This window comes from Solimonas variicoloris DSM 15731 (genome assembly GCF_000382285.1).
Lineage (GTDB): Bacteria > Pseudomonadota > Gammaproteobacteria > Nevskiales > Nevskiaceae > Solimonas > Solimonas variicoloris.
The window spans coordinates 35,353-56,629 of the sequence record NZ_KB907925.1 but is presented as its reverse complement, the minus strand read 5'-3'; the positions used below and the strand labels follow the sequence as shown (position 1 = coordinate 56,629).

Annotated in this window: 23 protein-coding genes and 1 pseudogene; 8 read left to right on the top strand and 16 right to left on the bottom strand. The window is 70.4% G+C overall.

The features are described from left to right. Positions 1-93 precede the first annotated feature (93 nt). The 3 genes from H149_RS21830 (at position 94) to H149_RS19180 (ending at position 2,536) form a co-directional block, all read left to right on the top strand. Complete coding sequence (locus H149_RS21830) at positions 94-1,398, top strand: hypothetical protein (RefSeq protein ID WP_020647722.1); 1,305 nt, start codon at positions 94-96, stop codon at positions 1,396-1,398. A 55-nt stretch (positions 1,399-1,453) separates the two neighbouring features. After that, complete coding sequence (gene arsC / locus H149_RS0100305) at positions 1,454-1,804, top strand: arsenate reductase (glutaredoxin) (protein WP_020647721.1); 351 nt, start codon at positions 1,454-1,456, stop codon at positions 1,802-1,804. A gap of 141 nt (positions 1,805-1,945) precedes the next feature. Beyond that, the gene (locus H149_RS19180; protein WP_020647720.1) at positions 1,946-2,536 is read left to right on the top strand and encodes an RBBP9/YdeN family alpha/beta hydrolase; all 591 of its coding nucleotides are present in this window, start codon (positions 1,946-1,948) and stop codon (positions 2,534-2,536) included. Positions 2,537-2,550: 14 nt separating this feature from the next. Here H149_RS19180 and H149_RS0100295 read toward each other — a convergent pair whose 3' ends face one another. The 6 genes from H149_RS0100295 to H149_RS0100270 all read right to left on the bottom strand — a co-directional run bounded on the left by H149_RS0100295 (position 2,551) and on the right by H149_RS0100270 (position 7,707). Next, positions 2,551-3,039, bottom strand: a complete 489-nt coding sequence (locus H149_RS0100295) for a DUF2062 domain-containing protein (protein WP_020647719.1) — start codon at positions 3,037-3,039, stop codon at positions 2,551-2,553. Continuing rightward, positions 3,036-3,371 (bottom strand): DUF1475 family protein, encoded by a 336-nt coding sequence (locus H149_RS0100290; RefSeq protein WP_020647718.1) that lies wholly within the window; start codon positions 3,369-3,371, stop codon positions 3,036-3,038. The genes H149_RS0100295 and H149_RS0100290 overlap by 4 nt, the downstream gene beginning before the upstream one ends. Positions 3,372-3,418: 47 nt before the next feature. After that, positions 3,419-4,732: an SAM-dependent methyltransferase gene (locus H149_RS0100285; protein ID WP_020647717.1), complete on the bottom strand. Its 1,314-nt coding sequence runs from the start codon at positions 4,730-4,732 to the stop codon at positions 3,419-3,421. Positions 4,733-4,781: 49 nt separating this feature from the next. Then, positions 4,782-5,555, bottom strand: coding sequence for a DUF1365 domain-containing protein (locus tag H149_RS0100280; RefSeq protein WP_020647716.1), 774 nt, complete (start codon positions 5,553-5,555; stop codon positions 4,782-4,784). Next, positions 5,540-6,814, bottom strand: a complete 1,275-nt coding sequence (locus tag H149_RS0100275; RefSeq protein WP_020647715.1) for an NAD(P)/FAD-dependent oxidoreductase — start codon at positions 6,812-6,814, stop codon at positions 5,540-5,542. The genes H149_RS0100280 and H149_RS0100275 overlap by 16 nt, the downstream gene beginning before the upstream one ends. A 239-nt stretch (positions 6,815-7,053) precedes the next feature. Further along, positions 7,054-7,707 carry an arylesterase gene (locus tag H149_RS0100270; RefSeq protein WP_051101768.1) on the bottom strand — a complete coding sequence of 218 codons (654 nt, stop codon included), beginning with the start codon at positions 7,705-7,707 and terminating at the stop codon, positions 7,054-7,056. Here H149_RS0100270 and H149_RS0100265 point away from each other — a divergent pair. The 5 genes from H149_RS0100265 (at position 7,706) to H149_RS0100245 (ending at position 13,766) form a co-directional block, all read left to right on the top strand. After that, positions 7,706-8,380, top strand: a complete 675-nt coding sequence (locus tag H149_RS0100265; RefSeq protein WP_026352714.1) for an ABC transporter ATP-binding protein — start codon at positions 7,706-7,708, stop codon at positions 8,378-8,380. The two genes, H149_RS0100270 and H149_RS0100265, sit on opposite strands and share 2 nt — an antisense overlap. Continuing rightward, entirely contained in the window at positions 8,377-10,878 is a 2,502-nt protein-coding gene (locus H149_RS0100260; RefSeq protein ID WP_020647712.1) for an ABC transporter permease, read from the top strand. The genes H149_RS0100265 and H149_RS0100260 overlap by 4 nt, the downstream gene beginning before the upstream one ends. Before the next feature lie 138 nt (positions 10,879-11,016). Beyond that, positions 11,017-11,994, top strand: coding sequence for a malate dehydrogenase (locus tag H149_RS0100255; RefSeq protein WP_020647711.1), 978 nt, complete (start codon positions 11,017-11,019; stop codon positions 11,992-11,994). Positions 11,995-12,205: 211 nt separating this feature from the next. Further along, positions 12,206-13,168 carry a magnesium transporter CorA family protein gene (locus tag H149_RS0100250; protein ID WP_020647710.1) on the top strand — a complete coding sequence of 321 codons (963 nt, stop codon included), beginning with the start codon at positions 12,206-12,208 and terminating at the stop codon, positions 13,166-13,168. Positions 13,169-13,253: 85 nt separating this feature from the next. After that, positions 13,254-13,766, top strand: a complete 513-nt coding sequence (locus H149_RS0100245; RefSeq protein WP_020647709.1) for a hypothetical protein — start codon at positions 13,254-13,256, stop codon at positions 13,764-13,766. Between the two features lie 4 nt (positions 13,767-13,770). Here the strand turns inward: H149_RS0100245 and H149_RS0100240 are convergent, their stop codons facing one another. From H149_RS0100240 to rph, 10 genes and pseudogenes are all read right to left on the bottom strand, one after another. Further along, on the bottom strand, positions 13,771-14,133 hold the full coding sequence (locus H149_RS0100240) for a YidH family protein (RefSeq protein ID WP_020647708.1): 363 nt from the start codon (positions 14,131-14,133) through the stop codon (positions 13,771-13,773). Between the two features lie 123 nt (positions 14,134-14,256). Then, entirely contained in the window at positions 14,257-15,549 is a 1,293-nt protein-coding gene (locus H149_RS0100235) for a citrate synthase (RefSeq protein WP_020647707.1), read from the bottom strand. A 27-nt stretch (positions 15,550-15,576) separates the two neighbouring features. Continuing rightward, positions 15,577-16,845 carry a malic enzyme-like NAD(P)-binding protein gene (locus H149_RS0100230; protein ID WP_020647706.1) on the bottom strand — a complete coding sequence of 423 codons (1,269 nt, stop codon included), beginning with the start codon at positions 16,843-16,845 and terminating at the stop codon, positions 15,577-15,579. Between the two features lie 187 nt (positions 16,846-17,032). Next, positions 17,033-17,275, bottom strand: a complete 243-nt coding sequence (locus H149_RS0100225) for a type B 50S ribosomal protein L31 (protein ID WP_026352712.1) — start codon at positions 17,273-17,275, stop codon at positions 17,033-17,035. Positions 17,276-17,349: 74 nt separating this feature from the next. After that, entirely contained in the window at positions 17,350-17,814 is a 465-nt protein-coding gene (locus tag H149_RS0100220) for an RDD family protein (protein ID WP_020647704.1), read from the bottom strand. Positions 17,815-17,829: 15 nt separating this feature from the next. Further along, complete coding sequence (locus H149_RS0100215) at positions 17,830-18,021, bottom strand: CPXCG motif-containing cysteine-rich protein (RefSeq protein ID WP_020647703.1); 192 nt, start codon at positions 18,019-18,021, stop codon at positions 17,830-17,832. Between the two features lie 85 nt (positions 18,022-18,106). Further along, positions 18,107-19,345 (bottom strand): radical SAM family heme chaperone HemW, encoded by a 1,239-nt coding sequence (hemW, locus tag H149_RS0100210; RefSeq protein ID WP_154654598.1) that lies wholly within the window; start codon positions 19,343-19,345, stop codon positions 18,107-18,109. A gap of 163 nt (positions 19,346-19,508) precedes the next feature. After that, positions 19,509-20,063: a non-canonical purine NTP pyrophosphatase gene (locus tag H149_RS24285; protein WP_051101767.1), complete on the bottom strand. Its 555-nt coding sequence runs from the start codon at positions 20,061-20,063 to the stop codon at positions 19,509-19,511. Positions 20,064-20,201: 138 nt separating this feature from the next. Next, a pseudogene (locus tag H149_RS24280) lies at positions 20,202-20,555 on the bottom strand (GNAT family acetyltransferase); the annotation flags it as partial. A gap of 4 nt (positions 20,556-20,559) precedes the next feature. Next, the gene (rph, locus tag H149_RS0100200; RefSeq protein WP_039747653.1) at positions 20,560-21,273 is read right to left on the bottom strand and encodes a ribonuclease PH; all 714 of its coding nucleotides are present in this window, start codon (positions 21,271-21,273) and stop codon (positions 20,560-20,562) included. Between the last annotated feature and the right edge of the window lie 4 nt (positions 21,274-21,277).

Below are 21,277 nucleotides of genomic sequence, written 5' to 3'. Positions count from 1 at the left end.
CGCCGGCCGCCGCCGGAATCTGGGGCCGACTGTCGCGAATTCGCCACGGCGGTGCTTCTAGAGTCGTGCCTTGCCTGCACGAGATTGCCGCCGATGTTCCTTCGCCGTTCCGTCGCTGTCCTGATCCTGTGCCCGCTGCTCGCCCACTGCGGTTCCGGCGGCGATGCCGCGCCGGAAGCCGGGCCGCCGGCGGCCGGCGTCTTCGAAGGCGGCACCGGCGCCGGCCTCGCGCCGATCGCCGGCCTGCAGTACCGATCCGCCGAGGTCGCCGGCACGACCGATGCCGAAGGCCGCTTCGAATACCGGCCGGGCCGGCCGCTGCGCCTGTCGATCGGCGACGTGCTGCTCGGCGAAAGCGAGGGCGGCGCCGTCGTCACCCCGTACGCGCTGGCCGGCGGCTGCGCGTACCCGCCGCCGCTGCGCCGCCTCGCGCGCTTCCTCTACAGCCTCGATACCGACGGCGACGCCGGCAGCGGCCTGCAGCTGCCGGATGTTGCGGCCAGCGCCGAGCCGCTGCCGATCGCGTCGCTGTCCGATGCCGAACTCGAAACGCGCGTCCGCGCCTGGCGCGGCACCGCCGACGGGCTGGCCGACGAGCGCAGCGCGGTCGACGCCTTCGTCGCGGCGCTCGACGGCGAAGCCTGGACGCAGGACAGCATGGCCTATTTCGGCGTGCAGACGATGCTGCGCTCGCAGGGCCTGGCGCACGACGGCCAGAGCTGGTTCTTCTCGTGGCGCTACGGGCTGCAGCGCACCGACGCGCAATACCGCGCCGAGGCCGGCGACCTGTCGGCGATCCCGGCCGTGCTGCGCGAGCAGGGCAGCAATCACATCGGCGACGTCGACGTGCTCGACGGCACGCTCTACGTGCCGATCGAGGACGACGCCTACGCCCATCCGCTGATCGCGCTGTACGACGCGCAGACGCTGGCCTATCGCGGCCAGGCCCATGCGCTGGCGCCGCATCAGGCGCACGTCGCCTGGGTCGCGCTCGATGCCGCGCGGCGCGTCGCCTACAGCGGCGACTGGTCGCAGATGGATCGAATCAACGTCTACGATCTCGATCATGAATTCGCGTGGCTGCGCGCGCTGCCGCTGGGCACGACGCTCGACCGGATCCAGGGCGGCGAGGTCTACGAAGGCGCGCTGTACCTGACGCGCGACGACGCCGCCAAGAGCGTCTACAAGATCAATCTCGACACCGGCACGGTGCTGCCGCTGTTGACGCTCGCGCCCGACGCCTCCGGCGCGCTCGGCGAGATGGAAGGCGTGGCGATGCGCCGGCTCGACGACGGCACGGCAATGCACACGATCGACCTCAAGGCCAGCTACCTCGGCGCCAACTTCCGCCACTTCCGCCGCACGCAGCCGCCGAACCGGCAGCGCTGGTGCAGCTGAAGCGCGGCGCCGGCCGATGCTATGGTGCGGGGCCGATCCGCAACGACCGCCGCCGATGAAAGACTGCATCCTGCACAACCCGCGCTGCTCGAAGAGCCGCGAAACGCTCCAGCTGCTGCAGGCGCGCGGCGTCGAGCTGCCGGTCGTCGAATACCTGCAGCAGCCGCTGGCGAAGGCCGAGCTGCGCGAGCTGTGCCAGCGGCTCGGCGTCAAACCGCTCGACATCGTGCGCACCAAGGAAGAGCTGTTCGCCGAGCTCGGCCTGGCCAGAGACAACGGCTACAGCGACGAGCAATGGCTCGACGTGCTGGCGAGCCATCCGAAACTGATGGAACGGCCGATCGTCGTCTACCGCGGCCGCGCCGCGATCGGGCGGCCGCCGGAGAACGTGCTCCAGCTGCTCTGAGCCGCGCCCTCGCGCCGCGCGGCGCCGGCGCAAAGCCGTCTAAGCAAAGAACCCCGGAACGCTTCCTTCGCACCGCCGGCCCGCCTACGCTGGCCGCGTGATATCGGAGTGCCGGCAGAATCCGGCGCGGGAGCGGACGCGATGGATGCAGGCGAAGCGGTGAAGTGGGCGGGACCGGTGCTGGTCGCGCCGGGACTGCGCGGCAGCGGCGAGGCGCACTGGCAGACGCGCTGGGCGCGTCGCCATCCACACTGGCGACGCGTCGAACAGGCGGACTGGAACGTCGCCGATCTCGACGCGTGGGCGCGGCGCATCGTCGAGGCGGTGTTGCAGGCCGATGCGCCGGTGTTGATCGTCGCGCACAGCTTCGGCTGCCTGGCGAGCGTGCGCGCAGCGGCGTTCCAGTCGGATCTGATCGCCGCCGCGCTGCTGGTGGCGCCGGCCGATCCCGACAAGTTCGGCGTCGCCGCGCGCCTGGCGCAGGCGCCGCTGCCGTTCGCCAGCACGCTGGTCGCGAGCCGCGACGATCCGTGGCTGCCGCAGGCGGCCGCGCGACGCTGGGCCGGCGCCTGGGGCAGCCGCTTCGTCGACATCGGCGCGCGCGGCCACGTCAACGCCGATTCCGGGCTCGGTGACTGGGCCGAGGGCCTGCACCTGCTCGACGAACTCGCGCGGCGCAGCGACGCCGGCCCGTACGCGCCGGCGCCGGCGGCGCTGCGTCACGCCGCCTAGCGCGCCGCTTGGGATCAGGCCGGCCGCACGCGTCGTGCGAGCTGTTGCAGCGCCGGGCGCAACGTCAGGTACAGCAGCGCGGCGGCGAACGGCGCGAGCAGCGCCCAGACGCAGATGCCGTAGAGCGCGACGCGGCCGTAGTCGACGACGAACTGCAGCGGGTCGGTCTGGAAGCGGGCGAGCAGTTCGCCGACCGAGAAGATCGGCACGTGCGCCTGCCCGAACAGCATCTCGCCGGCGCGGTAGAACGGCAGCAGCAAGGCCAGGTGCAGCGGCGTCAGCAGATAGTTGGCCAGCTGCATCACCGGCTGGTTGAGACGCAGCCAGATCGCCGCGAGCGCGCACAGGAAGGTGGTCGCGCCGAGGATCGGGAAGACGCCGAGCACGGTCGCCAGCGCCAGCGTCAGCGCGATCCGGTCCGGCGTGATGCCCTGGCGCAGCTGCGCGACGACCGGGTCGACGAGGCGGCGCTGCCAGAGCGAGCGATGGGCGGCACCGCTCATTGCCGGCGCCGCAGCAGCAGATCGTCGACGCCGGCGCCGCGCGGCAGCCTCCACAGCTGGATCAGCACGTAGCCCGCCATGGCGATGTTGCCGAGCGCGAAGATCGCGACCAGCCACAAGGCGCGCCCCGGGTACGAGCGCTCCTTGTACGCGACCCACAGCCAGAACGTGAAGAAGGCGAGATAGGTGTCGACCAGCGTGGCGACGAACCACGGGTGGCTGACCACCGCGCGCGGCGTCTGCCAGAGCGGCACCTGCAGGCTCGCCCAGCCGGTCGCGGCGACGATCGCCAGCAGGATCAGCGTGAAGATCAGTTTGAGGGTGCCCGTCATCCGCGCCTCCGTCGCCCGGTGCGTGCATCGTAGACGCGAACCATTGCCTAGTCGCGGCGCAGCGTGATCTGCATCAGGTCGATGCTGCCGACGCGAAAGCCGCATTCGCAATACGCCAGGTAGTAGCGCCACAGGCGCAGGAAGCGCTCGTCGAAGCGGGCGACGATCGCCTCGCGCTGGGCGAGCACGTTGCGGTGCCAGAAGGCCAGCGTCTCGGCGTAATCGACACCGAAGAAGCGCGCGTCCTCGGGCTTGAGGCCGGCGCCGAGCGCGAGGTCCTGGAAGCGTCCGGGCGGACACAGCATGCCGCCGGGAAAGATGTACTTCTGGATGAAATCACGCTTGCGCCGGTAAGCCTCGAAGATCGTCGGGCTGATGGTGATGCCCTGCAGCGCGGCGATGCCGCCGGGCTTGAGCGCACGCTGGATCGCCGCGAAGTACGCCGGCCACCAGGCCTCGCCGACCGCCTCGTACATTTCGATCGAGACGACGCGATCGTAGGTCTCGCGCAGGTCGCGGTAGTCGCGCAGTTCGAAGCGCACGCGCCCGGCGACGCCGGCGGCGGCGGCGTGCGCCTGCGCGGCGGCGAGCTGCTCGGCCGACAGCGTGATCGAGGTGACGCGGCAGCCGTACTGCTGCGCCGCGTGGATCGCGAAGCCGCCCCAGCCGGAGCCGATCTCGAGCAGATGGTGCTCCGGCTGCAGCTGCAGGCGCTCGGCCATCGCCCGGAACTTGGCGCGCTGCGCGCGCGCCAGCGTGGTGGCGTCGTCGTCGTCGTCGTCGCCGGCGACCCGCGCCGCCGATCCTTCGCGGCGCGGGAACAGCGCCGACGAGTACGCCATGGTTTCGTCGAGCCAGAGCCGGTAGAAGTCATTGCCGAGGTCGTAGTGGTGGGCGATGTTGGCGCGCGCCTGACGGCGCGTGTTGGCGCGCAGGCGGTGGCCGAGCCAGCCGTACAGCCGGCCGAGCGGATTCTTCTCGTACGGCCCGCGATAGTGCGGCTCGTTGCGGTACAGCACCATCAGCAAGGCGGTGAGGTCGGGCGAATCCCAGTGACCGGCCATGTAGGCTTCGCCGAAGCCGACTTCGCCACCGCGCAGCACCTGAGTGATCAGCGCCGCCGAGCGCACCTGCAGCACGCCGTGCGGTCCCGGCTCGCGGCCGCGCAGGTGGCGCGTCTCGCCGTTCGGCAGCGTCACGTCGAGGCTGCCGACACGCAGGCCGCCGAGCATGTAGAGCATCGCGCGCAGGCGCAGTCCGATGCCGCCGCGGCGCAGCGCCGCGGGCAGCGGCGGCGAGAAGGCGTCGGGCGGCAGCGGCGCGTCGAGGTCGGCACGCACCTGCAGTTCGGATTCGCTCATCTTGGGGCTCCGTCTGGAAAAGGTCTTCGGCGTAGGGATGTCAGATCGTTCAGCGGATGCCGGGCGGCGACGGCCGGGCATGGACGCGGGCGCCGCGCAGCCACAGCTTCAGGGCCTGCCAGTGGATCGCGCCGAGCACCTTCAGGGCCAGCCACGGCAGGCGCGCGACTGCGCGCACGAGCGTCGCGTCGCGCAGCGGCACGCGGCTGCCGGTGATCGTCGCGTCGAGCCGCGGCTGCGCGCCGTGTTCGAGCGCGATGTGCACGCGCAGGCGGGCGTCCGGCGCGTCGAGCGCGAAGCGGTAGCGGCCGGTCAGAGCGAAGAACGGCGAGACGTGGAAGCACTTGTCCTGCGCCGGCATCTCGCCGTACGCCAGCGGCGCGCCGCCGCGCGCGAGCAGGTAGCTGTGGCGCTCGCCGAAGGTGTTGCGCACTTCGGCGATCACGGCCCGCAGCGAGCCGTCGGCGTGCTCGCAGTACCACAGGCTCAGCGGATTGAAGGCGTGGCCGAGCACGCGCGGAAAGGCGAGCAGGCGGATGCGGCCGCCGTCGAGGGCGATGCCGTGGCGTTGCAGCAGCGCCTCGGCCCAGGCGCGCAGGCCGCGACCGTCGCCGTGGTCGGCGTCGTGCAGCGACAGCAGGTTGAAGCGATTGTGCGAGAAGCCGCGCAGGCGGCCGGCCAGCTCGTCGACGCGATCGACGTCGACGAACAGATAGAACACGCGATAGACGAAGCGGTACAACGGCGCGACGCGGCGCCGGTGCATGACGCGCGCCTCGTACAGGCAGCCGGCTTCGCCGCGCGGCGTCACAGGCGCGCCCATCGCGGCAGGCAGGCGGCGTCGAGGCCCTGCACGGCGCGCAGTCCGGATTTCAGGCCGTCCTCGTGAAAGCCGTAACCCGTCCAGGCGCCCGCCCACCAGATGCCGCGCCGGCCCTGGATCTGCGGCAGGCGCTGCTGGGCGCGGATCGTCTGCGGCCGGTACTGCGGGTGCGCGTAGTGCGTCCGGTACAACACCGTGCCGGCGCGCGGCGGCCGCGGCGGGTTGAGCGTGACGATGTACGGCGTCGGCTCGGTGAGCCGCTGCAGCGGATTCATCCAGTAGCTGACGCCGATCGGCGCGTCGTCGAGCGCGTCGTGCGCGAGCAGCGCGTTCCAGCTCGACCAGGCGCGGCGCCGGCGCGGCATCAGGGTGGTGTCGGTGTGCAGATAGGCGACGTTGTCGGCATACGGCACGTCGCCGAGCACGGCGCGCTCGGCGGCGTCGGCGTCGGCCAGCAGGCGCAGCGCCTGATCGCTGTGCGTGGCGCAGACCACGGCGTCGTAGCGGGTCTCGCGGTCTTCGCTGCGCACCCAGACGCCGTCATCGCCGCGGCGCAGCGCCGTCACCGGCAGGCCGCTGCGCAGCTCGCCGGCGAAGCCGCGCAACAGCGCGTCGACGTAGCGGCGCGAGCCGCCGACCACGGTCTGCCACTGCGGCCGCCGGTAGACGTTGAGCAGACCGTGCGCGTCGAAGAAGCGCGCGAAGGCGGGCAGCGGAAAGACCATGGTGCCGGCCGTCGACGTGCTCCAGATCGGGCCGGCCATCGCCGCCACGTAGCGCACGCGCAGGCTCATCGGATAGCGGCCGCGTTCCAGGAACTCGCCGAGCGTGATGTCGGGCAGCGTGTCCTCGTCGAGGCGTCGCTTGATCTCGGCATTGAAACGCGCGATCGCCGCCAGCATGCGCCAGTGCTCGGCCGAGACGAGCAGCGAGGGCTGCGCGAAGACCTTCAGCAGGTTCTCGTCGCCGGCCCATTCGACGCGGCCGCCGGCGACCGACACGCCGAGCGACATGTCGGTGTCTTGGCGGGCGACGCCGAGCGCGTCGAGCAGGCCGTAGAAGTTCGGGTAGTTGGCCGGATTGCAGACGATGAAGCCGGTATCGATCGCCAGCGGTCCGCGCGGCGTGTCGACCGTTACCGTGTTGGTGTGGCCGCCGACGCGCGCGTCCTGCTCGTAGAGCACGACGTCGTGCCGGTGCGCGAGGCACCAGGCGGCCGAAAGTCCGGAAATGCCCGAGCCGACGACGGCGATCTTCATGAAGGAACCACCTGCCCCTGCGATGACGTGTGCCGGCCAATACGCGCCGCGCCGGCGGATGGATGCAGGTCGCCGCTATGGCGGGCGAAACGGTGGGCGAAAGGGCAGGCGAGACGGCTGGCTAAACGGCCGGGGAGAACGATGCGGCGGACGCGGTACGCGGGCGGCGCGGACGCGAAAACGGCCGCATGAAGCGGCCGTCAGCGCGCCGTCGGGGCGCGGACCCGATGAACCGGGGTTTAGCGCGCCAGCGGCTCCAGCGCCGGCCAGACGGTGTCGAGCAGGCGTTCCTGCACGGCGGCGGTCGGATGGATGCCGTCGTCCTGGAACGCGGCCGGATCGGTGGCGATCGGCGCGAGCAGGAACGGCACCAGCGTCGCGCGCTGCGCCTTGGCGACGAGGCCGAAGCTGGCGGTGAACTGCGCCACGTAATCCGGCCCGTAGTTGCTCGGCAGCAGCATCTCGAACACGGCGGCGCGCGCGCCGGCCTGGCGCGACAGGCCGACCAGCTGCGTGAGGTTGTCGCGCAGCCTGGCGATCGGCAGCGCGCGCAGGCCGTCGTTGCCGCCGAGTTCGATCAGCACCACCTTCGGCCGGTGCCGGGCGAGCAGCGCCGGCAGCCGCGCCAGACCGCCGGCGGTGGTCTCGCCGCTGACGCTGGCATTGACGACCCGCGCGTTATAGCCTCGGTCGCGCAGGCGCTGCTGCAGCAGCGCGACCCAGCCGCGCGACTGCGGGATGCCGTAGGCCGCGCTGATGCTGTCGCCCAGGACCAGCCACACCGGCGCGTCGCCGCCGGCGGCTGTGTTCGCCGCGTCGGCCGCCGCCGCGAAGGGCGCGGCGCACAGCAGCAGGCAGCCGATCAGGACTTGCGTGGAGAAACGTTTCAGCATGGCTTCGAACATTGCCGTTCGCGCAACAGGGGTGGTCAAGCAGGTTAGCAGCGGCGGCCAGCCGCTGACGATCCTCGACGGCGTCGACCTGACGGTCGCTGCTGGCGAATCGCTGGCCATCGTCGGCAGCAGCGGCTCCGGCAAGACCACACTGCTGTCGCTGCTTGCCGGTCTGGACCTGCCGACGCGCGGCGAGATCGAGCTGGCCGGCACTTCGCTGACCGGGCTCGACGAGGACGCCCGCGCGCAGCTGCGCGCCGGCCGCGTCGGCTTCGTCTTCCAGTCGTTCCAGCTGCTGGCCGGCTTCACCGCGCTCGAGAACGTCATGCTGCCGGCCGAACTCGCCGGCCTCGACGATCCGCAGGCGCGGGCGCGCGCCGCGCTCGATCGCGTCGGCCTCGCCGCGCGGCTCGATCATTACCCGCAGCAGCTGTCGGGCGGCGAGCAGCAGCGCGTGGCGCTGGCGCGCGCATTCTGCGGCGAGCCGCAGATCCTGTTCGCCGACGAGCCGACCGGCAATCTCGACACCGCGACCGGCGCGCGCATCATCGAGCTGCTGTTCGAGCTGAACCGCGCGCAGGGCACAACGCTGGTGCTGGTCACGCACGACCTCCCGCTCGCCGCGCGCTGCGCGCGCCGCGTGACGCTCGCCGGCGGACGGCTGCAGACATGAGCGGCACGACGCCGGCCGGTGCTTTCGCGTTCGCCCTGCGCCGCCTGCGCCGCGGCTGGCGCTCCGGCGAGCTGCTGATCGTGCTGCTGGCGCTGGCGATCGCGGTCGCCGCGACCGGCTCGGTGCGCCTGTTCACCGAGCGCGTGCGGCAGGCGATCGCCGAGCAGAGCGGCGACACGCTCGGCGCCGATCTCGTCTACCGCTCGCGCGACGCGCTGCCGGCGCCGCTGCGTGAGCGCGCCGCCGCGCTCGGTTTGCGCACGCTCGACGTCACGCAATTCAGCAGCGTGGTGTTCGCCGGCGAGGCCTCGTCGCTGGCGTCGATCAAGGCGGTCGGCGACGGCTATCCGCTGCGCGGCGAGCTGCGTCTGGCGCCGGAGCCGTTCGCGCCGGCGCAGGTTGCGCACGGCGCGCCGCCGCCCGGCAGCGCCTGGGTCGACGCGCGTCTCTGGCAGGACCTGCAGCTGGTGCCCGGCGCGACGCTGCAGGCGGGACGGCTGACGCTGCGCGTCGCCGCCAGCGTCGACAACGAACCGGATCGCGGCAATGGCTTCGCCGATCTGGCGCCACGCCTGATCATCAACGCCGCCGATCTGCCGGCGAGCGGCCTGCTGACGGTCGGCAGCCGCGCCCAGTACGGCCTCTACGTGGCCGGCGAGCGCGCCGCGCTCGCGCAGCTGCAGGCCGAGCCGCCGCCGCGCGGCGTGCGCCTGGTGACGCCGCAGGATGCGCGTCCGGAACTGCGCAACGCGATCGAACGCGCCGGCCAGTTCCTCGACATCGCCGTGCTCGCGGCGACGCTGCTGGCCTGCGCGGCGGTGGCGCTGGCGGCGCGTCAGTACGGCGACAAGCTGCGCGACGAGATCGCGCTGCTCAAGTGCCTCGGCGCGCGGCGTGCGTTCCTGACGCAGGCGCTGCTGCTGCAGCTGCTGCTGCTCGGACTCGCCGCCGGACTCGCCGGCGCGGCGCTCGCCTATCTCGCGCAGGAGGTGCTGGCGCGCGTGCTCGCCGGTCTGCTGCAGCTGGCGTTGCCGCCGGCGCCGCTGTGGCCGCTGGCCGGCGCGACCGCGCTCGGCCTGCTGCTGCTGCTCGGCTTCGCCGCGCCGCCGCTGCTGGCGGCGCGCAACACGCCGCCGCTGCGCGTGTTCCAGCGCAGCGACGACGGCGGGGCGTCGAGTCGTGCGGTGACGCTGGTCGCGCTGGCGACGGCCGCGGCGCTGCTGTGGTTCGCGACCGGCGACATCGTGCTCGCCGGCTGGGTGCTCGCCGGCAGCGCTGCGACGCTGGCGGCGCTGACGCTCGCCGCATGGCTGCTGGTGCGGGCGCTGACGCCGCTGCGCCGTGCCGCCGGTGGCCGCGGTTTCGCCTGGCGTTTCGGCTTGGGCAATATCGCGCGGCGGCGCGCGGCGACCATCGCGCAGGTAACGGCGCTCGGCCTGGCGCTGCTGGCCCTGTTGCTGGTTTCGGTGGTGCGCGAGGATCTGCTGGCGAGCTGGCAGAAGAAGCTGCCGCCGGACACGCCGAACCAGTTCCTCATCAACATCCAGACCGAGCAGCTCGCGCCGCTGAAGGATTTCTTCGCCGCGCACGGTTACGCCGACATCACTCTGTGGCCGATGGCGCGCGGCCGCCTCGTCGCGCTCAACGGCCAGGAAGTCACCGCCGAGTCGTTCCCGGACCCGGAGACGCAGCGCTGGATCAATCGCGACTTCAATCTGTCGTGGAGCGACACGCTGAACCCCGACAACCGCATCACCGAAGGCGAGTGGTGGGGCGCGGCCGGCCACGGCCAGGCCTGGCTGTCGGCCGACAAGTACGCGATCGAGCGCCTCAACTTGAAAATCGGCGACACGCTGACGCTGGATTTCGCCGGCGAGCAGCAGACCTTCACGGTCAAGAATTTCCGCACCGTCGACTGGGACAGCTTCAAGCCGAACTTCTTCCTGCTCGCGCCGGACGGCGCGGTCGCCGATACGGTGCCGCGCCAGTACCTGACGAGTTTCTATCTGCCGGCCGAACGCCGCGCGCTGCTGCGCGAGCTGATCACGCAGTTCCCGAACGTGACCGTGCTCGACGTCGACGCGCTGATGAGCCAGGTGCGCGGCATCATCGACCGCATCGTGCGCGCGGTGGAATTCATCTTCCTGTTCACGCTCGCCGCCGGGCTCGCGGTGCTGCTCGCGGCGATCGAGGGCACGCGCGCCGAACGCGTGCGCGAGACCGCGCTGCTGCGCACGCTCGGCGCCGGCACCGGCCTGATCGCGCGCGGCCTGCTCGCCGAGTACGCGGTGCTCGGTGCGCTGGCCGGCGGCGTCGCCGCGATCGCCGCGCAGACGCTGGCCTGGGCGCTCGCCGCACAGGTCTTCCACATTCCGTACGGGCCGCGGCCGCTGCTGTGGCTGATCGGCATGGCGAGCGGCGCCCTGCTCGTCGCCGTGCTCGGCTGGCTGTCGCTGCGCACGACACTGCGCACGCCGCCGCGCCGCGTGCTGGTCTGAGCGCTCCGCGCGGGCGGATACGGCTTGCCGGTCCGGCGCCGGCCGTGCCGTGATGAATTTCTACCCGCCCATGCCGAATTGTTTAGAATTGCGGCCCCCAAAAGTGGTACCTGCCCGTTCTTTATTCGGAGTGTCCATATGAAGAAGCCCGTCAAGGTCGCCATCACCGGCGCCGCCGGCCAGATCGCCTATTCGCTTATCTTCCGCGTCGCCAGCGGCTCGATGCTCGGTCCCGACCAGCCGGTCATTCTCCAGCTCCTGGACATTCCGGACGCCCTCGAGAAGCTCAAGGGCACGGTGATGGAAGTCGACGACTGCGCCTTCCCGCTGGTCTCGGAAGTGATCGCCTCGGCCGACCCGATGGAAGCCTTCGATGGCACCGACTACGCCCTGCTGGTCGGCGCGCGTCCGCGCGGCCCGGGCATGGAGCGCAAGGACCTGCTCGAAGCCAACGCCAAGATCTTCTCGGTGCAGGGCAAGGCGCTCGACGCCAAGGCCAGCCGTGACGTCAAGGTGCTGGTCGTCGGCAACCCGGCCAACACCAACGCGCTGATCGCGCAGAGCAACGCCAAGTCGCTCGATCCGAAGCAGTTCACCGCGATGGTCCGCCTCGACCACAACCGCGCGCTGAGCCAGCTCGCCGCCAAGACCGGCACCAAGACCACCGACATCGAGAAGATGATCATCTGGGGCAACCACTCGGCGACCCAGTACCCGGACATCAGCCACGCGACGGTCGCCGGCAAGCCGGCCAAGAGCCTCGTCGACCAGGCCTGGATCGAGTCCGACTTCATCCCGACCGTGCAGCAGCGCGGCGCCGCCATCATCAAGGCGCGCGGCCTGTCGTCGGCGGCCTCGGCGGCCTCGTCGGCGGTCGACCACATGCGCGACTGGGCGCTCGGCACCAACGGCAAGTGGGTCAGCATGGGCATTCCGTCGGACGGCTCGTACGGCATCAAGCCGGGCGTCGTCTACGGCTACCCGGTGACCTGCGCCAACGGCAAGTACGAGATCGTGCAGGGCCTGTCGGTCGACGAATTCTCGCGCGGCCGCATGACCGCCACCGAGACCGAGCTCCGCGAAGAGCGCGCCGCGATCGAAGAGCTGTTGAAGTAAAGCCTTTCGTCACGCGGCGAGGGCCCCGCGCGTAGCGCGGGATCGCCGCCAGGACGAAAGGCGCCGGCGCGAGCCACCCGGCAAGTCGCTGCCGGTGCGTCAAGAGAAAGGCCATCCCGTCGGATGGCCTTTTTCGTTGTCCGCACCGTCGCCGTGCGTGGACCGCTGTGCGCGCTTGCGCGGCGCCGTCGGCCTGCTAAGGTGCGGCGCCATGGATCTCTACCACTTCGAGAACGGTCATGCGCCGCGCCGCCTGAAGGCCGACGAGGCGCCGCCGGCGACCGGCTTCCTGTGGGCGGACTTCGTGCGCGAGGAAGCGCAGGACTGGGCCTGCTGGGCCGAGCCGATCGTGCGTGCGGCGATCGATCCGCAGCATGTCGACGACAGCCACAACGCGCTGCATCCGTCGTTCTTCGACGGCACGCCCGACTACGACATGCTGCTGTTCCAGGGCCTGGGTCCCGGCCAGGATCCGTTCCCGCTGGAAGCGCGCACCACGGCCTTCTTCATTTTCAAGCGCGTGCTGGTGACGATTCGCGCGCGCGACAGCGTCAGCATCAACAGCGTCTGCACGCGCCTGCTCGACTGCCGGCTCAAGGCGCCGGCCGCGCCCTTGCTGCTGACGCACCTGATCCTCGACACCATGATCGACCGCTTCCTCGCGATCAAGGAGCCGATGGCCCAGACCCTGACCGAGATGCAGGACGACCTGCTCGATCCCGACACCTCGACGACCGACTGGCGACAGCTGCTCGAGGCACGCAAGCAGGTGCGCCGGCTCGAGGCACTCGCCGAGGGCCAGATCGAGGCGCTCGACGCGTGGCGGCGCGGCAGCCAGTTCGACTGGAGCAAGTCTTTCGAGGTGCGCGTGCACGACGTCCTCGAACACGTCACCCGCGTGCTGAACTACGCGAGCGGCCAGGAGCGCGATCTCGAAGCCGCCGTGCAGCTGCACTTCGCGTCGGTCGCGCATCGCACCAACAAGATCATGCGCGTGCTGACCGTGCTGTCGGCGATCTTCTTTCCGCTGACGCTGATCGTCGGCATCTACGGCATGAACTTCGAGTACATGCCCGAGCTGCACTGGCACTACGGTTACTTCTATGCACTGGGGCTGCTGGCCGGCATCGGCGGTTCGCTGTACTGGTACTTCAAGACGCGCAAATTCTTCTGAAAGCGCTGGCCACGCCGATTTCGTACAGCGTCGCCGACGCCGGCGCGGCACACTAGCGCCACCGCCTTCGTTCAAGGAAACCCGCATGCTGCACCGCTGCCTGCTGTTGCTGTGCCTGAGCCTGCTCGCCGCCTGCGGCACGACGATCCGCAACAACGTCACCAACGCGCCGCAGGCGCCGGTGACGGCCAAGCAGTACGTGTTCACGCCGATCACGGTCAGCTCGACCTCGCAGACCGACGATGCCAAGCGCTACAACGAAGAGCTGAAGACCGAGGCACAGACCCAGCTGGTGACGCTGGTGCGCAGCAAGAAGGCGGTCTGGGTGAAGGCGCCGGCCAAGGCGCCGACGATCGTGGTGACGATCAACGCCAACTACGGCAACCGCGGCATCCGCCTGATTCCGCCGATCTTCCGCGGCCGCGCCGGTCAGGCGCTGATCGCCGTCGACATCCAGCTGCGCGGCCCGGACGGTCACATCCTCTATGCGACGCATACCGAGGGCAAGCTGCGCAAGGGCGTGCTCGGCGGCGATGCGCTGAACGTCGCCAAGCGCACGGTCCGCGACGCCTTCGACGACTTCGGCAAGCGCCTCTGAGCGCTCAGCGCGCGAGATAGACGGCCAGCGCGAGGCCGAGCGCGGCGATCAGCAGCGCGAGCGCCGTCGCCGCCGCGCTCGAATAGCCGGGCGGCCGGTCCTCGGCCGGCAGATGGCGCAGGTAGCGGCGATGCTGCACGGCGCCGAGCGCGATCGTCAGGCTGCCGAACACGACCAGCACGACGCCGAGCGGACCGGACAGCCCGCCCGCGTCGGCGCGCGCCTGCGGCAGTTCGAGCGCGAGCAGGCGCAGGAACAGGCCGAAGCGCTCGACCACGAAGCCGAGCGCGACGATCGTCAGCCCGGTCCGGATCCAGGCCAGCAGCGTGCGCTCGGCGGCGAAGAAGACGCGGGGGTCGTTGGCCATGCGCGCAGCATAGCGGCTCCGCCGCGACGGGCGGAACCGGGCGCGCACCACCGCGGCGTCCGGCAGCGCCCACGAAAAAGCCCTCCTTGCGGAGGGCTTTTTCGTACGGCCGGGAACGCGGTTTCAGCGCTGCGCGAGCGGCGAAACCGAGCGCTCCGGCGCGCCGGTGTAGACCTGGCGCGGGCGGGCGATGCGCATCGCCGGGTCGGAGATCATCTCGGCCCAGTGCGCGACCCAGCCGACGGTGCGGGCGATCGCGAACATCGGCGTGAACATGTTCACCGGGATGCCGAGCGCCTTGTAGATGATGCCCGAGTAGAAGTCGACGTTCGGGTACAGCTTGCGCGCCTTGAAGTAGTCGTCGTTCAGCGCGATCTCTTCGAGCTTCATCGCCAGTTCGAGCTGCGGATCGTTGACGTTCAGCGCCTTGAGCACCTTGTGGCACTGCTCGCGGATGATCGTCGCGCGCGGGTCGAAGTTCTTGTAGACGCGGTGGCCGAAGCCCATCAGGCGCACGCCCGACTGCTTGTCCTTGACCTTGTCCATGAAGCCCTGCACGTGCTTCACGTCGCCGATCTCGTCGAGCATGTTCAGCACCGCTTCGTTGGCGCCGCCGTGCGACGGACCCCACAGCGCGGCGATGCCGGCGGCGATCGCGGCGTACGGGTTGGTGCCGGTGCTGCCGGCCATGCGCACCGTCGAGGTCGAGGCGTTCTGCTCGTGGTCGGCGTGCAGGATGAAGAGGATGTCGAGCGCCTTGGCGGCGACCGGGTTGACGTGGTACGGCTCGGCCGGCACCGCGAACATCATGTGCAGCAGGTTGCTGCAGTAGTCGAGATGGTTCTGCGGGTACATGAACGGCTGGCCGACATGACGCTTGTACGCGGCCGCGGCGATCGTCGGGATCTTGGCGATCATGCGGTGCGCGAAGATCTCGCGGTGGCGCGGATCCTTGTTGTTGGTCGTGTCGTGGTAGAACGCCGACAGCGAGCCGACGACGCCGGTCAGCATCGCCATCGGGTGCGCGTCGTAGCGGAAGCCGCTGAAGAAGCCCTTCAGCGACTCGTTGATCATCGTGTGCTTGCGGATGCTCTGGTCGAACGCTTCGAGCTCGGCGGCGTTCGGCAGTTCGCCGTTGAGGATCAGGTACGCGACCTCGATGAACGAGCAGTGCTCGGCGAGCTGGGCGACCGGATAGCCGCGATACAGGAGCACGCCGGCGTCGCCGTCGATATAGGTGATCGCCGACTTCGTCGAGCAGGTCGACGAAAAGCCCGGGTCATACGTGAAAACGCCAGCCTTGTCATAGACCTTGCCGACGTCGAGGCCGACGGGGCCGAGAGTGCCGCCGACGGCGGGCAGGTCGATCTTCTCCCCGTTGGCGTTGTTGACCAGGCTGAAGCTAGGCGTGCTCATGATGACCTCTTCTTGAACTGGGGATAGTTAAGCCGGGCGGAGTGCCGACAGCCGCGCGACGCCACTGTCGACAGCCGCGCGGGCAACCGCCGGCGCCACGACATCGCGCAGGCGGGGGTCGAGCGGCGTGGGGATGATGTACTCCGGACCGAACGACAGCGATTTTAACCCATATGCGGCCAGCACTTCCGCCGGCACCGCTTGCCGGGCCAGGGCCGCCAGGGCGCGGACCGCGGCGACCTTCATGGCGCCGTTGATGTGCCGGGCGCGCACGTCGAGCGCGCCACGGAACAGGAACGGGAAGCACAGGACGTTGTTGACCTGATTGGGGTAGTCGCTGCGTCCGGTTGCCATGATCAGGTCCTTACGCACTTTCAGTGCCACTTCCGGGCGGATTTCCGGCACCGGGTTCGACAGCGCGAAGACGATCGGCCGTTCGTTCATCAGCATCAGCCATTCGTCGCGGACCAGGTCCGGGCCCGACAGGCCGATGAAGACGTCGGCGCCGGCCAGCGCGCCGGGCAGCGTGCGGCGCTCCGAGGGCTCGGCGGCGAACTCGCGCTTCTCTGGATTCAGCGTCGCGTAGTCGTCGCGGCCGGTGTGGATCACGCCCTTGCGGTCGACCAGCAGCAGGTTCTCGCGCCGCGCCCCGAGTTCGAGCGCGAGACGCATCGAGGCGATGCCGGCGGCGCCGGCGCCGAGGCAGACGATGCGCGCCGTCTCGATCGTCTTGCCCTGCAGTTCCAGCGCGTTGAGCAGGCCGGCGCAGAGCACGATCGCGGTGCCGTGCTGGTCGTCGTGGAAGACCGGGATGTCGCAGCGCTCGACCAGCGCCCGCTCGATCTCGAAGCAGGCCGGCGCGGCGATGTCCTCGAGATTGATGCCGCCGAAGGTGCCGCTGATGCGGGCGACGGTGTCGATGAATTCCTGCGGGTCTTTGGTATCGACCTCGATATCGAAGACGTCGATGTCGGCGAACTTCTTGAACAGCACCGCCTTGCCTTCCATCACCGGCTTGCCGGCCAGCGCGCCGCAGTCGCCGAGGCCGAGCACGGCGGTGCCGTTCGAGATCACGGCGACGAGATTGCCCTTGGCGGTGTAGCGGTAGGCCGCTTCGGCGTCCTGCTGGATCGCCCGCACCGGTTCGGCGACGCCCGGGCTGTAGGCCAGCGACAGGTCGCCGGGGCCTTCGACCGGCTTGGTGATCGCGATGCCGAGTTTTCCGGGGCGCGGGAATTCGTGGTAGTCGAGCGCGGCCTGCTGCAGCTTGGCCGGCGTTGGGTCGGAAGCGTTCATGATCGTCGCAGTGCCTTCTGCCTGGATGCGCGAAATTAGAGGGCGCGCATTGTCACGGCGCGGGGGCCTTTGCGCACACGGCCGCAGGACGCGGCCGGGGTTGGCGCTGCAGCAAATCCGGGCGGCCGGGCAACGAAAAAGGCCGCGCTTGCGCGCGGCCTTCGGGTCCTGCGACCGACGGCTGGGCTTACTTCTTGCCGTAGCGCGCCTTGAACTTGCCGACGCGACCGCCGGTGTCGACGACCTTCTGCTTGCCCGTGTAGAACGGGTGCGACAGGCTGGAGGTGTCGAGGTTGACCAGCGGGTACTCGGTGCCGTCGATCGTGATCGTTTCCCGGGTCTTCACCGTCGAACCGATGATGAACACGTGATCAGCGGCGCCGTCCTTAAACGCGACCGGGCGATACTCGGGGTGGATGCCGTCTCTCATGGGAAAACCTTCACGCAAAAGCTCGAAAGGGCGCGAAGTTTAATGTCGCCTCGCCGCGATCGCAAGTCCGCGCTTCAGTTCTGCGGCTGGCGGATGACGACGGTACCGGCGATCTTGTCGTGCCAGCCCTGCTTGCGTGCGTCGAAGGCGACCCACAGCAGGCCGAGGCAGAACGGCAGCGTCGACACGAAGTAGCCGAGATAGCGCGCCAGGTACTGCTTCCAGCTCGGCTTGCCGAAGGTGGTGGCATCGACGATGACGGCGTTGATGATCATCTTGCCGGGCGTCGCCATGCGCGTCAGCCAGAACACCAGCACCACGGCGCCGATCATCAGCTGCACCGTCAGCTGCGCGTACGGATCTTCCTCGTTGATGCCGATGCCGAACAGGCCGAGCAGCAGCGCCATCGGCACCAGCGCGAACAGCACGACGATCGAGTCGACCAGGCTCGCGAACACGCGCGCCCAGAAGCCGACGTAGTGCACCGTCGGGATCGTCGCGCCGGCGTTGCCGACGCTCATCTCGCTGACTTCGTCCATCGCTGCGGCCTTCCTTCAGTCGCTTTCCGGTTCCACATTCACTGTACAGCCTTCGCCGTCGGCCCGGACCTGCACGCGCACCGTCATCGGCCGGCAGCAGACCGGGCAATCCTCGGCGTAGACCTGCTCATCGCCGGCGGACCGGTCGATCGCCAGGGCGATTTCCTCCCAGCAGGCCGGACAGGTGACGACGACTTCCTCGAGCATGGCGTGGCTCCGGGCGACGCTTGCGCCTGTGGATGCCGGCTCAGTGTCGCAGAGCGCCAGGCGCGCGTCATGCGCGCAGGACGCTTCAGAGAAAGAGTCCGAGCAGGCCGTTGAGGTGGCGGTGGCCGAGCTCGGTCGGTCGCACGTGGCCGTCGCGTTCCTCGATCAGGCCGCGTGCCCGCGCCGTCGCGGCCGGCGCCAGCGCCGCCCAGTCGAGGCCGGTGCGCGCGCGATAGTCGGCGATGGCGAAGCCATCGTTGAGGCGCAGCGCGTTCATCAGGAATTCGAGCGGCAGTTCGGCTGCCGTCACGCGGCGCCGCTCCTGCACAGCGCCATCGTCGCCGGCGCGTTCGAGGTAGGTACGCGGATGCTTGTGCCGGGCGCGGCGCTCGACCTGCAGGCCGTCGCCGGTCGGTGCGTCGTCCGCGAGGCTGCGCTTGCCGTGCGCGCCGGAGCCGATGCCGAGGTAGTCGCCGAAGCGCCAGTAGTTCAGGTTGTGGCGCGCGCGCCGGTCCGGCTGCGCGTAGGCCGATACCTCGTACTGCGCGTAGCCGTGCGCGGCGAGCAGGGCCTGGCCCTGCAGCTGCATGTCCCAGGCCTGCTCGTCGTCGGGCACTGCGGGTGGCCGCGCGCCGAATTCGGTGTTCGGCTCCAGCGTCAGCTGGTAGTACGAGAGGTGTTCGGGGGCCAGCGCCAGCGCCGCGCGCAGATCGGCGGCGGCCTCGTCCGGCGTCTGCTGCGGCAGCGCGTACATCAGATCCAGATTGACGTTGGCAAAGCCGGCGCGGCGCGCGAGCTGGTAGGCGGCGATCGCCTCGCCGCGATCATGAATGCGGCCGAGCCGCTTCAGGTGCGCGTCGTTCAGGCTTTGCACGCCGATCGACAGGCGGTTGACGCCAGCGGCGACGTAGCCGGCGAAGTGCGCTGCCTCGGCCGTGCCGGGGTTGGCTTCCAGCGTGATCTCGATGTCGGGCGCGAACGGCAGGCGCCGGTTCACGCCGTCGAGCACGCGACCGATCGCGCGGTCCGAGAACAGGCTCGGCGTGCCGCCGCCCATGAAGATGCTCGTCAGCGGCCGCGCGTCCGGCAGCTCGCGCAGCTCGAAATCGAGATCGCGCAGCAGCGCGTCGACGTAGGCGTCTTCCGGAATCTCGCCGCGCAGCGCGTGCGAGTTGAAGTCGCAGTACGGGCATTTGCGCACGCACCACGGAAAATGCAGATAAAGGGACAGTGGGATCGCCGGATCAGCCGGACGGCCTTGAATGGCAGTCCGGCCCGGCGATCGCCCGGACAAGGATGGCCGGGCCGGGGCTCGATCCGGCACCGAGGTCTCGTCAGGGATGGCAGTCCGGGTCTTCATCGGCAGCCGATCCGCGGACGGCCCTGAACGGCCATCCGGCCCGGCGCTCGCCCGGCCGCGGCGCGCTGCGGCGCCGGGCTTGCGCCCGGGACGAAGGCTGCGCTGTCCACGTCGCCGCGCACCGGCTTCACCGCTGCAGCTGGCGCAGCAGCTCGGCGCTGGCGCGGGCGCGGTGCGAGAGGCGGTTCTTCAGCGCCGGCGGCAGTTCGGCAGCGCTGCAGGCGCGTTCGGCGACCCAGAACAGCGGGTCGTAGCCGAAGCCGTTGGCGCCCTGCGGCGCACGCAGGATGCGGCCGTTCCAGAAGCCCTGCGCGAGCAGCGGTACCGGATCGTCGGCGTGCCGCAGCATCGCCAGCACGCTGACGAAGCGCGCGCCGCGCCGGTCGTCCGGCACCTCGCGCAGCGCGTCGAGCAGCCTGGCGTTGTTGGCGCGGTCGCGTTCGGTCTGACTCGCGTCGATGCCGGCGTAGCGCGCCGAGCGCACGCCGGGCGCGCCGTTCAGCGCTTCGACTTCGAGGCCCGAATCGTCGGCGAGCGCTGGCAGGCCCGAGACGCGCGCGGCGTGGCGGGCCTTGATCAGGGCATTCTCGACGAAGCTCGGCGCCGATTCCTCGGGTTCGACGTCGCTGAACTCGGACACCAGGCGCAGGCGATAGCCGAGCGGCGCGAGCAGCGCCTGCATTTCGCCGAGCTTCTTGGCGTTGCGCGAGGCCAGCACCAGCTCGCCGCGGTCCGGCTCGGCGGCCGAGGCACGCGGCCCGTCGCTGATCAGGCGCTTGCCGTAGCTGAGCACGGCGTCGCGCGCATAGCCGAGGCGTTCGTAGAACAGCACGGCGTCGAGGTTGCCGTCGCGCACCTGCAGATTGAGTTTCGGCGCGCCGAGACTGGCGACGTAGGTCTCGGCGGCGGCCATCAGCGTGCGGCCGATGCCGCGGTGGCGATGCGCCGGATGCACGGCCAGGTAGTTGACCCAGCCGCGGTGGCCGTCGTATCCGGCCATCACGCTGCCGACGATCGCCTCGTCGAGCATGGCGACCAGGAAGCCTTCGGCCTGCAGCGCCTGCTTGCGGGCGATGTCGCGGCGCGGGTCGTTCCAGGGGCGCGTCAGTCCGCAGTCCTGCCACAGCGCGACGACGGCATCGGCGTCGCTGTCGCGGTACGGCCGGATCTGCACCCGATCAGCCCTGCAGCGCGGCGCGCTGTGCCTCGATCAGCTGGGCGATGCCCTGGGTGGCGAGATCGAGCAGCTGGTTCAGCTCGTCGCGGCGGAAGGCGTGGCCCTCGGCGGTGCCCTGCACCTCGATGAACTGGCCGGCCTCGTTCATGACGACGTTCATGTCGCACTCGCAGCCGGAATCCTCGCGGTAGTCGAGATCGAGCACCGGCTTGCCGGCGTGGATGCCGACCGAGACCGCGGCGATCTGGCCGAACAGCGGGTTCTTCTTGATCTTGCCGGTCTTGCGCACGGCCGCGATCGCGTCGGCGAGCGCGACGTAGCCGCCGGTGATCGCCGCGGTGCGCGTGCCCCCGTCAGCCTGCAGCACGTCGCAGTCGATGGTGATCGTGTACGGGCCGAGCGCGTCGAGATCGACGCAGGCGCGCAGCGAGCGGCCGATCAGGCGCTGGATTTCCTGCGTGCGGCCGGACTGCTTGCCCAGCGCGGCCTCGCGGCGGCTGCGGTCGTGCGTGGCGCGCGGCAGCATGCCGTATTCGGCGGTGACCCAGCCGCCTTCCTTCTTCCACGCCGGACCGCGTTCCTCGACGCTGGCGGTGCACAGCACGCGCGTGTCGCCGAAGCTGACGAGCACCGAGCCCTCGGCGTGTTTGGTGTAGCCGCGGACGATCGAAACGGGGCGAAGCTCGTCGGCGCGGCGGCCGGAGGCGCGGAGCAGGGGA